This is a genomic window from Streptomyces uncialis (genome assembly GCF_036250755.1).
GTDB classification, from domain to species: domain Bacteria; phylum Actinomycetota; class Actinomycetes; order Streptomycetales; family Streptomycetaceae; genus Streptomyces; species Streptomyces uncialis.
Genome location: NZ_CP109583.1, coordinates 3,020,742 through 3,034,156, shown reverse-complemented (window position 1 = coordinate 3,034,156; position 13,415 = coordinate 3,020,742). Strand labels below are relative to the sequence as shown.

14 protein-coding genes are annotated in these 13,415 nt (G+C 72.3%); 8 read left to right on the top strand and 6 right to left on the bottom strand.

Annotated elements, in window-relative coordinates:
- Nucleotides 1-22: 22 nt before the first annotated feature.
- Nucleotides 23-688, top strand: coding sequence for a response regulator transcription factor (locus tag OG711_RS12265; protein ID WP_073785034.1), 666 nt, complete (start codon nt 23-25; stop codon nt 686-688).
- Nucleotides 685-2,190, top strand: coding sequence for a sensor histidine kinase (locus OG711_RS12260; protein ID WP_073785036.1), 1,506 nt, complete (start codon nt 685-687; stop codon nt 2,188-2,190). Before OG711_RS12265 ends, OG711_RS12260 begins: the two co-directional genes overlap by 4 nt.
- Before the next feature lie 58 nt (nt 2,191-2,248).
- Here OG711_RS12260 and OG711_RS12255 read toward each other — a convergent pair whose 3' ends face one another.
- The 4 genes from OG711_RS12255 to OG711_RS12240 form a co-directional block, all read right to left on the bottom strand.
- Complete coding sequence (locus OG711_RS12255) at nt 2,249-2,725, bottom strand: MarR family winged helix-turn-helix transcriptional regulator (protein WP_073785038.1); 477 nt, start codon at nt 2,723-2,725, stop codon at nt 2,249-2,251.
- A 95-nt stretch (nt 2,726-2,820) separates the two neighbouring features.
- Nucleotides 2,821-3,600 carry an AIM24 family protein gene (locus OG711_RS12250; protein ID WP_178390964.1) on the bottom strand — a complete coding sequence of 260 codons (780 nt, stop codon included), beginning with the start codon at nt 3,598-3,600 and terminating at the stop codon, nt 2,821-2,823.
- Between the two features lie 11 nt (nt 3,601-3,611).
- A complete protein-coding gene (locus OG711_RS12245) occupies nt 3,612-4,262 on the bottom strand; it encodes an AIM24 family protein (protein WP_073785040.1) in 651 nt (216 codons plus the stop codon).
- A complete protein-coding gene (locus OG711_RS12240; RefSeq protein WP_073785042.1) occupies nt 4,262-4,894 on the bottom strand; it encodes an AIM24 family protein in 633 nt (210 codons plus the stop codon). Before OG711_RS12240 ends, OG711_RS12245 begins: the two co-directional genes overlap by 1 nt.
- 241 nt (nt 4,895-5,135) lie before the next feature.
- Between OG711_RS12240 and OG711_RS12235 the strand changes: the two genes are divergently transcribed.
- Nucleotides 5,136-5,480: a DUF3817 domain-containing protein gene (locus OG711_RS12235; RefSeq protein WP_073785044.1), complete on the top strand. Its 345-nt coding sequence runs from the start codon at nt 5,136-5,138 to the stop codon at nt 5,478-5,480.
- A complete protein-coding gene (locus tag OG711_RS12230; RefSeq protein ID WP_073785046.1) occupies nt 5,477-5,773 on the top strand; it encodes an MTH1187 family thiamine-binding protein in 297 nt (98 codons plus the stop codon). Before OG711_RS12235 ends, OG711_RS12230 begins: the two co-directional genes overlap by 4 nt.
- Nucleotides 5,774-5,945: 172 nt before the next feature.
- Here OG711_RS12230 and OG711_RS12225 read toward each other — a convergent pair whose 3' ends face one another.
- Complete coding sequence (locus OG711_RS12225; protein WP_329559251.1) at nt 5,946-6,935, bottom strand: ArsR/SmtB family transcription factor; 990 nt, start codon at nt 6,933-6,935, stop codon at nt 5,946-5,948.
- 270 nt (nt 6,936-7,205) lie between these two features.
- Between OG711_RS12225 and OG711_RS12220 the strand changes: the two genes are divergently transcribed.
- The 4 genes from OG711_RS12220 to OG711_RS12205 all read left to right on the top strand — a co-directional run bounded on the left by OG711_RS12220 (nt 7,206) and on the right by OG711_RS12205 (nt 11,378).
- Nucleotides 7,206-8,675: an MFS transporter gene (locus OG711_RS12220; RefSeq protein WP_329559250.1), complete on the top strand. Its 1,470-nt coding sequence runs from the start codon at nt 7,206-7,208 to the stop codon at nt 8,673-8,675.
- A gap of 21 nt (nt 8,676-8,696) precedes the next feature.
- On the top strand, nt 8,697-9,203 hold the full coding sequence (locus OG711_RS12215) for a MarR family winged helix-turn-helix transcriptional regulator (protein WP_073785050.1): 507 nt from the start codon (nt 8,697-8,699) through the stop codon (nt 9,201-9,203).
- Between the two features lie 63 nt (nt 9,204-9,266).
- Entirely contained in the window at nt 9,267-9,593 is a 327-nt protein-coding gene (locus OG711_RS12210) for a DUF3817 domain-containing protein (protein WP_073785052.1), read from the top strand.
- A gap of 84 nt (nt 9,594-9,677) precedes the next feature.
- A complete protein-coding gene (locus tag OG711_RS12205) occupies nt 9,678-11,378 on the top strand; it encodes an acyl-CoA mutase large subunit family protein (RefSeq protein ID WP_329559249.1) in 1,701 nt (566 codons plus the stop codon).
- Between the two features lie 737 nt (nt 11,379-12,115).
- On the opposite strand, the gene OG711_RS12200 is transcribed toward OG711_RS12205, so the two are convergent.
- Nucleotides 12,116-13,285, bottom strand: a complete 1,170-nt coding sequence (locus OG711_RS12200; RefSeq protein WP_329559248.1) for a cytochrome P450 family protein — start codon at nt 13,283-13,285, stop codon at nt 12,116-12,118.
- Nucleotides 13,286-13,415: the final 130 nt, after the last annotated feature.

The following is a 13,415-nucleotide window of genomic DNA, read 5'->3' as shown; positions in this document are numbered from 1 at the left end:
TTCCGTTTGGGACGCTGGTCCCATGCGCCTTTTGATCGTGGAGGACGAGAAGCGGCTGGCCCTGTCCCTGGCCAGGGGACTCACCGCCGAGGGATACGCCGTGGACGTCGTGCACGACGGTCTGGAGGGCCTGCACCGCGCGAGCGAGGGCGACTACGACCTCGTCGTCCTCGACATCATGCTGCCGGGGATGAACGGCTACCGGGTCTGTGCCGCGCTGCGCGCCGCCGGGCACGACGTACCGATCCTGATGCTGACCGCGAAGGACGGCGAGTACGACGAGGCCGAGGGCCTGGACACCGGCGCCGACGACTACCTGACCAAGCCGTTCTCGTACGTCGTGCTGGTCGCCCGGGTGAAGGCGCTGCTGCGCCGGCGCGGGCGGGTCGGCGGCTCCCCGGTGCATGTCCTCGGTGATCTCACGGTGGACACCGCGGCCCACCGCGTGCTGCGCGGCGAGGAGGAAGTGCCGCTCACCGCGAAGGAGTTCGCGGTCCTCGAACAACTGCTGCTGCGCTCCGGCGAGGTCGTCTCCAAGAGCGAGATCCTCGAACACGTATGGGACTTCGCTTACGACGGCGACCCGAACATCGTCGAGGTGTACGTGAGCGCGCTGCGGCGCAAGCTGGGGGCTTCGCGTATCCGGACCGTGCGCGGCGCCGGGTACCGGCTGGAGGGCGGCCGATGAGGCGGCTCTTCGGATCGGTCCGCGCGCAGGCGACCCTGGGGGCCACCCTGGTCGTCGCGGTGGCGCTGGTCGCCGCCGGTACGGCGGTGCTCCTCGCGCTGCGCATCAGCCTCACCGAGCAGGCCGGCACCCAGGCCGAGTCCACCGCGAACCGGGTCGCGTCCCGGCTCGCCTCCGGCGTCGCGTACGGCGGGCTGGACCTGCCCGAGGGCGAGGACAGCCCCGTCCAGGTGCTCGACGCCCAGGGCCGGGTCGTGGCCGCCAGCGAGGGCCTGGAACGGATCAGCGGGACCGCGTCCGACGAGGTGCGCCCGAAGCCGGGACCCTCCGCCTCGCCCACCGGGGACGGCGACGGGGACGGTGACTCCGGTGACGGCAACGGCCCGGACGGCAACGACCAGCCGGACGGCAACGACCAGGACGACGACGCGGACGACGCCGACGACGAGAACGCGCGGGACCCCGGCGACATCTCCGAGGACGTCGCGTACTCCGACGGCTCGGCGACCGTGAACGGCGACTCCACCGAGTACCGCTTCGCCCGGGTCGGCGTCGACGCGCCCGGCAAGGGTGAGCTGCGGGTGTACGCGGGCGCCCCGCTGTCCGCCGAGCGCAGCGCCGTCGGTACGACCACCACCGCGATGCTCATCGGTTTCCCGCTGCTGCTCGGGGTGGTGTCCGGGGTGACCTGGCTGGTGACCCGGCGGGCCATGCGGCCCGTCGAGGGCATCCGGCGGGAGATGGCCGCGATCACCGCGTCCGAGGACCTGCGGCGCAGGGTGCCCGTACCGGGTACGCACGACGAGGTGGCGCGGCTCGCCCGCACCACCAATGTCACCCTGGCCGCGCTGGAGGAGTCCGTGGAGCGGCAGCGGCGGTTCGTCGCGGATGCCTCGCACGAGCTGCGCAGCCCGATCGCCTCGCTGCGCACCCAGCTGGAAGTGGGCGCCGCGCATCCCGAGTTGCTGGATCTGGAGGGCGCGGTCGCGGACACCGTACGGCTTCAGCAGCTCGCGGCCGATCTGCTGCTGCTGGCCCGGCTGGACGCGGGGGAGCGGCCGGGGGACGCCCGGCTGGACCTGGCCGCGCTGGTCCGGGAGGAGCTGTCGCAGCGGGTGGGGGACCGGGTGCCGGTCGGCCAGGAGCTGGCGCACGCGGAAGTGGCCGGTTCCCGTGGGCAGTTGGCGCGGGTTCTGGGCAATCTCGTGGACAACGCGCAGCGGCACGCCGAGGGCGCGGTGTCGGTGTCGGTGCGGGTGCGCGACGGCGAGGCGGTGCTGGCCGTCGGGGACGACGGGAGCGGGGTGCCGGCCGGGGAGCGGGACCGGATCTTCGAGCGGTTCGTCCGGCTGGACGACGCGCGTAGCCGTGACGACGGCGGGGCCGGGCTGGGGCTGGCGATCGCGCGGGACGTGGCACGCAGGCACGGGGGGACGCTGACCGTCCGGGACTGTCCGGCGGGCGGCGCGCTCTTCGAGCTGAGTCTGCCGCTGGCCGTCTGACGCCGCGCGGGGCGGGGGAAGGCCGCGGGTACCCGGGGCGCACGGCCCCGGGTGGGGGTCAGGCGCGGCCGCGTTGTGCGCGGAGGTGTTCGGCGATCGGGGCGAGCGACTTGTGGAGCTGCTCCAGATCGCCCGGCGGGACCAGGTCGATGAAGTGCCGCCGTACGGAGGCGACATGGTGTGGTGCCACCTTCCGCATGGTCACCAGTCCGTGCTCCGTGAGCACGGCGAACAGTCCCCGGCGGTCGGACTCGCAGTTCTCCCGCCGTACCAGCTCAGCGTTCTCCATCCGCGTGATCTGGTGGGACAGCCTGCTCTTGGACTGGAGTGTCGACGCGGCGAGATCACTCATCCGCATCCGGTGGTCGTCGGACTCCGAGAGATTGACGAGGATCTCGTAGTCGTTGATCGTCAGGCCGAACGGCTGGAGATCCCTCTCCAGTTGGTGCTGAAGCAGCCGGTTGACCTCCAGATGGGTGCGCCATGCGCTCTGCTCGGCGTCGGTCAGCCAGGGCGTAGCCGTCTCGGTCTCCATGAATCCTATTCTACCCTAAGAGGTTGAATCTTTAACGAGAGCTGGTGCGCTCCACAGCGCGCACGCGTTCGATGTCACACTCCGCAGACTACCGCTCACAGCCCGAAGCGGCGCTGGAGGTCGCCGAGCTGTCCGGGAAGGCGCGGTACCCCCTGCCCCTGGCCGCCGTGACCTCCCGGCACCCCCGCCTGATGGGGGACCGTGCCGGTCGCCTGCTCCGCCATCAGCCGCTCGCTCGACTGCAACAGCACCGTACCCGCACCGACGAACTCGAACTGGTGCTCCTCCCCGGACACCCCGCCGACGCCCGTCAGCGCACGTAGACCGCCCATGACCCCCGTCATATAGGCGTGGTCGTAGTGGTGGCACGGCGACGGGCAGTCCGCCCAGCCCACCAGGGCCTGCGGATCGACCCGCATCGGCGGCTCCATGAAGACCACCGGGCCGTTCGACGCGGCGACGAACTTTCCCGTGCCGATCAGGGTCAGGAACCCCGGGACGATCGACTGCTTGAGCGCGAGACTTGGCTGAAAAGCGAGCAGATTGCCGGAGCGGATCGTCAGATTGCCGTCCTCCAGGTCGAAGGAGTTCACATCGAAGGCGCGGTCGGCGAGCAGGAACTTCCCCGAGCCCGACGCCACCACCCAGTCGCTCGCGTGCAGCGGCGAGTGGAACGACGTGCGCACCAGCCGGTCGAGGCGCCCATGGCCGATGCCGTTGAACTCCATCGCCCCGTAATAGGCGATCATCTTGCCTTTCTGGAGGAACCACTCGTTGCCCTTGAGTTCCACACAGAAGGTGTAACTGTTGACGTTGTCGTCCGACGGCAGCGTCACCGGATCGTGCACGACCGGTCCGGGCGGCGGCCCGTACATGTTCAGGGTGGTCACAGCTTCTCCTCCGACGCCTGGACGTACACCACGCCGTGCCCGCTCAGTTCCAGCTGGAACCCCTCGCCCGAGCCCCGGCCCACCATGTCCCGCCAGCCCAGCGCGGTCGACAGCTTGTTGCGCACCTCACCGTGGTGCGCCACGTACGCCTGCGGGTCGACATGCACCGGGCGCTGCGGCGAGATCGGCAGTTCGATCACCCCGCCGTGCGCCATCACCGCCACCGCGCCGTGTCCCTTCAAGGTCGTGGTGAACAGCCCCTGCCCGGAGACCTGGCCGCGCACCATGCCCATCACCCCGCCCTGGGCGCCCAGGAACATCGTGCCCTGCTGGAGCGTCCCCTCGAACGCGAGCAGCCGGTCCGCCTCCACGTACAGGGTGTCGCCGGTCAGGGTGATCAGCTGGATGTGATGGCCGCCGTGCCCGAACAGCACCGTGCCGCTGCCCTCGACCGTCATCAGCGGGGCCGCCTCACCCGCGACCCGGCGGCCGATCATCGAGGACAGCCCGCCCTGCCCGCCCGCGGAGTTGGGGGTGAACGACACCTCGCCCCGGTACCCGAGCATCGCGCCCCGCTGGCTGAACAGCCGCTGCCCGGGGGTGACGGTGGCCTCGATCATCTTGGCGTTGACCTCACGGAACGGCATCAGACGTCCCCTCCGACCGTGTTGCGCTCGCTGGGCTGCACGTACACCAGACCGTCGCCCTCGAAGCGGATCTGGAACGCCTCCCCGCCGCCCTCACCGATCAGGGTGCGGAACGTCACACCGGACTGGAAGCTCTGCCGGAGGTTCCCCTGGTGCGCGATGTACGCCCCCGGGTCCACCGACAGCGGGTACCGGGCCGACACCCGCAGCACGATCGCCGGACCGTCCGAGGTGAGCGCCGCCTGGCCATGGCCCTCGACCGTGGTCGTGAACAGCCCGCCGCCCTGGGAGGCGCCGCGCAGCCCGGTGAACGTCGTCCCGGTGCGCAGCCCCGCGTCCGTGGCCAGCAGATTGCTCGCCTCCACGTACAGGGTGTCGCCCTGGAGGTTCACCAGATTGATCTCGCTCGCCCGGTCGGCGAACCAGCAGGTGCCCTGCCCCCTCACCTCCATCACGGTCAGCTGCTCACCGGTGAGGCGCCGCGTCACCATCCCGCGGACGCCCTCGCCGCCGCCGCTCATCTTCTTGAAGCTCATCTGGCCGTCGTAGGCGACCATCGAGCCGTTCTTCGCCCTGACGCAGTCGCCGGACATGTCGACGGCGAGCACTTTGCTCCCTTGGAGCCGGAACATAGCCACCCCGCGACGGTAGCCCGCCCAGGAGCATTCCGGACAGGGCCCGCCCCCCGGACGACCGTGCCCGTGACGCCTGTGTCGCCGGGATGTGACGCGTTCGTCAGAATCCGGCCGCCCCCCGGGCGGGGGACGTGCCGGACGCGATGCCACAATGAGCTGCGCTTGTGCCTTCATTCACAAAGCGTGTGGAGCCGCAGCCCAGTACGTCCCGCCCCGAAGCCCGAAGGTGAACTTCCCCGTGGACATCAAGACCGCATCCGCACTCCGACGCCTGCGCCTGGTCTCGGCGCCCGAGGCCGTCTCGTTCCTGTTGCTGCTCGTCTGCTCCGTGCTGAAGCGGACCACCGACTTCAACGCGGTGCCCGCGATGGGCATGATCCACGGTGTCCTGTTCGTGGTGTACGCCCTCTTCTGGGCCGACGCCTGGAACCGCACCAAGTGGTCGTTCGGTACCGCGGCCCTCTACTTCGTGCTCTCCGTCCTGCCGTTCGGCGGGTTCGTCGCCGAGCGCCGTCTCAAGCGTGAGGCGGAGGACGAGGTCATCGCCTCGCGCGCCCGCCGCGAAGGGGTCGTGAAGGCATGATCGTCGCCTTCTCCGTCACCCCGCTCGGTGTCGGCGAGGACGTCGGGGAGTACGTCGCCGACGCCGTCCGGGTGGTCCGCGAGTCCGGGCTCCCGCACCGCACCGACGCGATGTTCACCTCCGTCGAAGGCGAGTGGGACGAGGTGATGGACGTCGTGAAGCGCGCCGTCGCCGCCGTCGAGGCCCGCGCGCCACGGGTCTCCCTGGTCCTCAAGGCCGATCTGCGCCCCGGTGTGACCGACGGCCTCACCAGCAAGGTCGAGACCGTCGAACGCCACCTCGCCAACGGCTGACGGATGCCGCACACGGCCGCCCCCGACCGGGGGCGGCCGTTGTCGTGTCCGGGGGTCCGTACGGGTTCCCGGTGCCGGACGGCCCCCGTCCGCCCGCCGGCCCCCGCCCCGCGCCCGGGGCCACCGGCTCCGCGCACTGCCGTAGTCACCCCGGGCCGCACCGGGCCGACGCTCACTCCCCGGCCGTGAGCAGGGCCATCCCCAGCGGGCTGCGCTCGTACAGCACCTGGTGCCCGTACCGGCGGGAGGTCAGCAGGCCCGTGTCGCGCAGCGCGGTCAGATGCGCCGACACCGACGACGGGGCGAGGTCCAGCCGCAGGGCCAGCGCGGTCGTGCTCGCGGGCTCGTCCAGCGCGGTCAGGACCGCCGCCCGGCCCCGGCCCAGCAGCCGCACCAGCGCCCCGCGCACCGCGTCCGGCGCGGGCCCCCCGGCCCACAGCCCGGCGAGGCCGCGCACCGGATAGACGAGCGTCGGCTGCCACGGCGGGTCGTAGCCGCTGATCACATCGGGCCACGAGAACACGCTCGGCATCAGCACCAGACCCCGCCCGTCCAGCCGCCGTACGTGCTCGCTGTGGTACTCCAGCGTGAGCGTGCGGTCGGACCAGCTCAGCCGCCGGTCCAGCTCGCCCAGCAGCGCGCCGAGACCGATGTCCGCGAGCCGGCGCGAGTGGTACGCCACATCCGCCTCCAGCAGCGCCCGCAGACGGGGCCAGTCCGGCTCCACCAGCGTGTGCCACGCCTGTTCCAGCAGATCCGCCAGCCGCTGGACCGCGCGGGCCGGGTCCGCGAGCAGTTCCCGCGCGAGCGGGGTGCGGGCGGCGCCCGGGGTATGGCCCAGCGCGATGGCCATCTCCGCGCGGGCCATCGCCGGATCGGCGGTGCGGACGGCCGCGATCTCCTCGGCGAAGGTGGCCGCCGGACCCAGCGGGGGCGGCCCCAGCCAGTCGGGGCTGTGCCCCCGCTGCGGCATCAGCAGCCAGACGGGGGAGAGGTCGAGCGGCGGCTCGGCGGCCTTGATGCGCCGCAGCCACCGGGGGTGGTAGCCGTGCCGGTCGGGGCGCTTCAGCGTACGGACCGCCTCCTGGGTCTCCCAGAGCGGCGAGATCGCGAACCGCGAGGCCAGGTAGGCGTCCTCGGTGAAGTGCAGATGCAGGGGCACGGGCCTCGGGCCTCCCGGGCTGACGGCCCCGGGGCGGCGGACGGCTCCGGGGCACGGACGGGTCAAGCGGACGGTTGCGCGGACGGGTCATGCGGGCGGGTCGCGGGGACGGGTCATGCGGGCGGGTCGCGGGGACGGGTCGTGCGGGCGGGTCACGCGGACCGGTCACGCGGGACATCAGGGGCGGAACGGCAGGGCGGGGCGGGCGGGACATTCGGCTGGGGCCGAAAGACTACGTCCGGTGCGCCGCCCGGCCCCAGGGTGCCGCGTATGTCTGAAAAGCCGCTGCCCGAGCAGCCGCCCCGGCCCGGGGCCGCCACCGACGCCCCTCCGACGGCCGTTCCCCCGTCGGCCGTACCGCCCACGAGGCCCGGCACATCGGCGCCCCCAGGACCCGATCCAGGTCCAGGTCCAGGTCCGGACCCGGGCGCGGGCGACGGGGACGGGGACGGGGGGTCCGTGGGGTACCGGGAGGTGTTCCGGGTCCGGGAGTTCCGGTGGGTGTTCATGGCCCATCTGTTCTCGCTGCTCGGGGTGGTGGTCAGCGAGATCGCGCTGACCGTGCTCGTGTACCGGCTCACCGGCTCCCCGTTCCTCAGCGCCCTCGCGTTCGCCCTGGGGATGCTGCCGTACGTCATCGGGGGCACCCTGCTCGCCGGGATCGCCGACCGCTACCCGGCCCGCCGGGTCCTCGTCTCCTGCGATCTGGTGTGCGCCGGATGCGCCGCGCTGATGGCCCTGCCCGCCACACCCGTCGTCGCGCTCCTCGCGCTGCGCTGCGCCATCGCCATGGTCGCGCCCGTCTTCAGCGGCACCCGGATGGCGACCCTCGTGGACATCCTCGGCGAGGGCGAGCTGTTCGTCCTCGGCCGTTCGCTGCTGCGGATCGTGTCGCAGAGCGCCGTCCTCGCCGGGTTCGGGATCGGCGGGGTGCTGCTCACCGTCGTGTCCCCCCGGGGCGCGCTCGTGATCACCCTGGGCACCTTCCTGCTGTCGGCCCTGCTGCTGCGGGCCGGTACGAAGCGCCGTCCCGCGCGCAGCGGCGAGGGCGGTTCGCTGGCCCGCTACTCGCTCGGCGGGGTCCGTACCGTCCTCGCCGACCGCCGGATGCGCGCGCTGCTGCTGTTCCTGTGGGTGCCGCCGATGTTCGTGGTCGTCCCGGAGGCGCTGGCCGCCGCGTACGCGGACCAGCTCGGGCTGAGCACCGTCTGGGTCGGGCTGCTGATGTGCGCGATGCCGGTCGGCACGGTCCTGGCGGAGCTGTACGTGGGCTCCGCGCTCTCCCCGGCGGCCCGGGCGCGGATCGCCCTCCCGCTGGGCGCGTTCCTGCTGCTGCCGCTGGTCGGCTACGCGTGGGTCCCCGAGCCCGGCTGGGCGGTGGCGCTGATGCTGCTGTCGGGCGCCGGGTTCGCGTACACACTCGGCGCCGACCGGTGGTTCGTCGACTCGGTGCCGGCAGAGCTGCGCGGGCGGGCGATGACCGTGCACACCGCCGGGCTCATGACCATCCAGGGTGTCGGAATGGCGCTCGCCGGGGCCGCCGCCGAGGTGTTCGCGGTCAGTACGGTCGTCGCGGGCGCCGGGGTGCTCGGCACCACGGTGTGCGTCCTGCTCGCCCTGGAGGTCCGCCGGGTCCTGCGGGGTCCCGGCCAAGGCCCGCCGGGGCTCCGCCGGGAGCCGGTCGCGGCCACGGCCGGGCCGCCCGGACCGAAGGGCGAGACAGGACTGACCGCCATATGACCGGCCGGTAGGGTCGGCGGCGTGCCGAAGCCGCTCAGCCTTGCCTTCGATCCCATCGCCCGCGCCGACGAACACTGGAAGCAACGATGGGGCAGCGTCCCGTCGATGGCCGCGATCACCTCGATCATGCGCGCCCAGCAGATCCTGCTGGCCGAGGTCGACGCGGTCGTCAGGCCGTACGGGCTGACCTTCGCCCGGTACGAGGCGCTGGTGCTGCTCACCTTCTCCAAGGCGGGCGAGCTGCCGATGTCCAAGATCGGCGAGCGGCTGATGGTCCACCCGACCTCCGTGACCAACACCGTCGACCGGCTCGTGCGCTCCGGACTGGTCGAGAAGCGGCCCAACCCCAACGACGGCCGGGGCACCCTCGCCTCCATCACCGGCAAGGGCCGTGAGGTGGTCGAGACGGCCACCCGGGAGCTGATGGCGATGGACTTCGGGCTCGGCGCGTACGACGCGGAGGAGTGCGCGGAGATCTTCGCGATGCTGCGCCCGCTGCGGGTGGCGGCGGAGGACTTCGAGGAGTGATCCGCCGTCCGGCGGGGACGACCCGCCGGAGGATCGGGCCATTCGGGTCGATACCCTCGGGCCATGAAACAAACGGTGCTGACCCGCTACCGGGTGATGGCGTACATCACCGCCATCTGGCTGCTCGTGTTCACCGCGGCCATCATCGCGAAGTACGGCTTCGAGACCGGCGACACCATGGTGATCTCGCAGATCCACGGCGTCCTGTTCATCGTGTACGTGGTCTTCGCCTTCGATCTCGGGTCCAAGGCGAAGTGGCCCTTCGGCAAGCTGCTGTGGGTGCTCGCCGCGGGCTGCATCCCGGTCGCGTCCTTCTTCGTGGAGCCGAAGATCAGCCGCGAGGTCCAGCCGCTGGTCACGGACCGTCCGCAGGAGCCCGCCAAGGCGTGATCCGCCCTTCCGCCGGAAGCTCGTCCATGGGCTCCGGCGGTTTGCCATCGACATTTACTAGGACGTCCTAGTAAATTCGAAGGTATGGACGCTGACGCGATCGAAGAGGGCCGCCGTCGCTGGCAGGCCCGGTACGACGCCGCACACAAGCGTGACGCGGACTTCACCACGCTCTCCGGCGACCCCGTCGAGCCCGTCTACGGCCCCCGGCCGGGAGACGTCTACGACGGTTTCGAGCGGATCGGGTGGCCCGGTGAGTACCCCTTCACCCGCGGGCTGCATCCGACCGGGTACCGGGGGCGCACCTGGACGATCCGCCAGTTCGCGGGCTTCGGCAACGCCGAGCAGACCAACGAGCGCTACAAGATGATCCTCGCGGCGGGCGGCGGCGGTCTCTCCGTCGCCTTCGACATGCCCACGCTCATGGGCCGCGACTCCGACGACGAACGCTCGCTCGGCGAGGTCGGGCACTGCGGGGTCGCCATCGACTCCGCCGTCGACATGGAGGTCCTCTTCAAGGACATCCCCCTCGGTGACGTCACCACCTCGATGACGATCAGCGGGCCCGCCGTTCCCGCGTTCTGCATGTACCTGGTCGCCGCGGAACGCCAGGGCGTCGACCCCGCCGTCCTGAACGGCACGCTCCAGACCGACATCTTCAAGGAGTACATCGCGCAGAAGGAGTGGCTCTTCCCGCCCGAGCCCCATCTGCGGCTGATCGGTGACCTCATGGAGCACTGCGCGGCCCGCATCCCCGCGTACAAGCCGCTGTCGGTCTCCGGCTACCACATCCGCGAGGCCGGGTCCACGGCCGCGCAGGAGCTCGCGTACACCCTCGCGGACGGCTTCGGCTACGTCGAGCTGGGGCTCTCCCGCGGTCTCGACGTCGAGGACTTCGCGCCCGGACTCTCCTTCTTCTTCGACGCCCATCTCGACTTCTTCGAGGAGATCGCCAAGTTCCGGGCCGCCCGCCGGATCTGGGCCCGCTGGATGCGCGACGTGTACGGGGCGAAGTCCCCGAAGTCCCAGTGGCTGCGGTTCCACACCCAGACCGCCGGGGTGTCGCTCACCGCCCAGCAGCCGTACAACAACGTCGTGCGCACCGCGGTCGAGGCCCTGTCCGCGATCCTCGGCGGCACCAACTCGCTGCACACCAACGCCCTCGACGAGACCCTCGCGCTCCCCTCCGAGCGGGCCGCGGAGATCGCGCTGCGCACCCAGCAGGTGCTGATGGAGGAGACCGGCGTCGCCAATGTCGCCGACCCGCTCGGCGGCTCCTGGTACGTCGAGCAGCTCACCGACCGGATCGAGGCCGAGGCGGAGGCGATCTTCGAACAGATCAAGGAACGGGGGCTGCGCGCCCATCCCGACGGACGGCACCCGATCGGGCCCATCACCTCCGGCATCCTGCGCGGTATCGAGGACGGCTGGTTCACCGGCGAGATCGCGGAGTCCGCGTTCCGGTACCAGCGGTCGCTGGAGAAGGACGAGAAGCGGGTCGTCGGGGTCAATGTCCACCACGGGTCCGTCACCGGGGATCTGGAGATCCTCCGGGTCAGCCATGAGGTGGAGCGGGAGCAGGTGCGGGAGCTGGCGGGCCGTCGGTCCCGGCGGGACGGGGCGCGGGTGCGGGTCGCGCTCGACGCGATGGTCGGCGCGGGGCGGTCGGGGGCCAACATGATCGAGCCGATGCTGGAGGCGGTGCGGGCCGAGGCCACGATGGGGGAGATCTGTGACGCGCTCCGTGCGGAGTGGGGCGTCTACACGGAGCCCGCGGGCTTCTGACCCCCGTCGGTCCCCGGCCGCGTCCGCGGGTCGCCTTCGCTCGCGCCCCTGGGTCGCCTGTGCGGGACGTACTCCGTTCCTGTGCCGTCGCTCGTGGGGTGCGCGGTTCCCCGCGCCCCTGGTCCGTGCCTCTGGCCGTACTCCGTCGGGTGCGGGCCGTTCGTGGGGCGCAGTTCCCCGCGCCCCTGAGGTCGCGCCCCTTACGGTTCCTGTTCGGCTGCGGATGGCTCTGGGTTGCTCGCGCAGTTCCCCGCGCCCCTGGATGCTGCCCCTTCGGGCTTGTTCGTCGGGTGCGGGTCCGCCCTCGTCTTTTGCGCAGTTCCCCGCGCCCCTTTGGGGCGTGTTCTGGGCGAACGGACACCGTGAGTGGCGCGACCTCAGGGGCGCGGGGAACTGCGCGAAGCCTGCCCGCAGCCGGGCGGGAACGGGGGAACGCACCATCCAGGCGCCACCCACCCGCAGGGGAAGGGCTGCGCGGGCACAGGAAAAGGGGCGCGGGGAACTGCGCACCCCCGTCCGGGCTGTGCGGGCGTGAGGCGGTGACGGGTCGGGACCTGGGGCCCCCGTCCGGCCCGTACCGGCGTGGGCGGTGACGGGTCGGGACCTGGGGCGGCTCGGTCCGGCCCGTACCGGCGTGGGCGGGCCGGCGGTGGGGGGCTGGGGCACTCCGTGGGGACCGCGCGGGGACAAGGGGGCCGGCGGGGACCCGGGGGCGCGAGAACCCCGGGGGAGACCCGTCAGGTGAAGGTGACGGGGAGGGCGGTGACGCGGCTGCCGAGGAGGCCGCCGATCCGGCCCTGGCGGAGGTCCCCGAACGGCACCGCGAGCCGCGCCCCGGGAAAATCCTCCCGCAGCACCCGCACCACCGCCCGCAGCTCCAACTGCGCCAGCTGCGCGCCGATACAGAAGTGCGGCCCCGCCCCGAACGTCAGATCCGCCCCGCCCCGCGAGGACCCCGCGTTGATCCCCTGGATGTCCACCAGCACCGGCGCCCGCGCGGGAAGCACCGTACCGGCCAGCTCGACCGGCCCCGTCGTGAACCGCCACAGGGTGAGCGGCGCGGGCGGATGCTGTCCCAGCGTCTCCCGGACCAGTTCCTCCACCGGTGTCCCGGGACCGGACGCGCCGCCGTCCGGCGCCCCGGCACCCGCGAGGGCCCGTGCGACGACCATCCCCAGCGCCGCGTCCGTGGTGAGCTGACCCGCGAAGACCAGCGCGAACAGGTGGTACCCGACCTCGTCCCGGGGCGCGTCCGCGGGCAGCCGGTCCCGTAGCGCCGCCGCGAGACCCGGCTCGTCCCCGTCCAGCCCGGCCGAGGCGATCCGGGCGAGGTCGGCCATGGCCCCGCCCTGCTCCCGCGCGTCGTAGCTCAGCATCCGCCGGCACGCGTCGGCGGCCCCGTCGACATGGTGGAGGGGGATGCCGAGCAGGTCCAGCAGCACGGTCAGCGGATAGCGGGTCGTGAAGTCGGCCATCAGATCGACCGTCGTCCCCCGGGCGGCCTGCTCACCGAGCAGGCTCCGCGCGACGGCGTGCACCCGGTCCGACCGCTCCCGTATCCGCCGCGCGCTGAACAGCGGCGCGTGCGCGCGGCGCAGCGCCGCGTGGGCGGGGCCGTCGAGCGTGGTGAGGGACGGCTGCTCGGCGGCGGTCGGTTCGAGTCCGGCGGCGTACCGGTCCCAGTCGGCGGGCGCGTACGCGGGGTCCTTGGCGATCAGGGGATGGGCCAGCACCTCACGGGCCAGGGCCTCCTCGGTCACGATCCACACCCGCCCCCCGGCAGGGGCGTCCACCTGGACGAGCGGCCCCGCCGCCCGCAGCGCCGCGTGCACCGGGTCGGGTTCGTCGAGGCCGCGGACGGTCGCCGCGAACAGGTCGGCACCGGGGGCGTGCGGGGCGTTCAGCACCAGGACTCCAAGGGGGTCGGGGGTCGGGACGGAGCGCACGGGGTGGTCGGTCCCGCGCGCTCCGCCTCCGGACCATATACCTTTACGGTGAAGTAGCTCCATGGTGGAGTGATTCCATGCGCGAAGTAAG

Excerpts from the sequence above, each read along its gene's own strand:
- OG711_RS12265 (WP_073785034.1), top strand. The coding sequence starts at position 23 with ATGCGCCTTTTGATCGTGGAGGACGAGAAGCGGCTGGCCCTGTCCCTG.
- OG711_RS12260 (WP_073785036.1), top strand. The coding sequence starts at position 685 with ATGAGGCGGCTCTTCGGATCGGTCCGCGCGCAGGCGACCCTGGGGGCC.
- OG711_RS12255 (WP_073785038.1), bottom strand. The coding sequence starts at position 2,725 with ATGGAGACCGAGACGGCTACGCCCTGGCTGACCGACGCCGAGCAGAGC.
- OG711_RS12250 (WP_178390964.1), bottom strand. The coding sequence starts at position 3,600 with ATGTACGGGCCGCCGCCCGGACCGGTCGTGCACGATCCGGTGACGCTG.
- OG711_RS12245 (WP_073785040.1), bottom strand. The coding sequence starts at position 4,262 with ATGCCGTTCCGTGAGGTCAACGCCAAGATGATCGAGGCCACCGTCACC.
- OG711_RS12240 (WP_073785042.1), bottom strand. The coding sequence starts at position 4,894 with ATGTTCCGGCTCCAAGGGAGCAAAGTGCTCGCCGTCGACATGTCCGGC.
- OG711_RS12230 (WP_073785046.1), top strand. The coding sequence starts at position 5,477 with ATGATCGTCGCCTTCTCCGTCACCCCGCTCGGTGTCGGCGAGGACGTC.
- OG711_RS12220 (WP_329559250.1), top strand. The coding sequence starts at position 7,206 with ATGTCTGAAAAGCCGCTGCCCGAGCAGCCGCCCCGGCCCGGGGCCGCC.
- OG711_RS12210 (WP_073785052.1), top strand. The coding sequence starts at position 9,267 with ATGAAACAAACGGTGCTGACCCGCTACCGGGTGATGGCGTACATCACC.
- OG711_RS12205 (WP_329559249.1), top strand. The coding sequence starts at position 9,678 with ATGGACGCTGACGCGATCGAAGAGGGCCGCCGTCGCTGGCAGGCCCGG.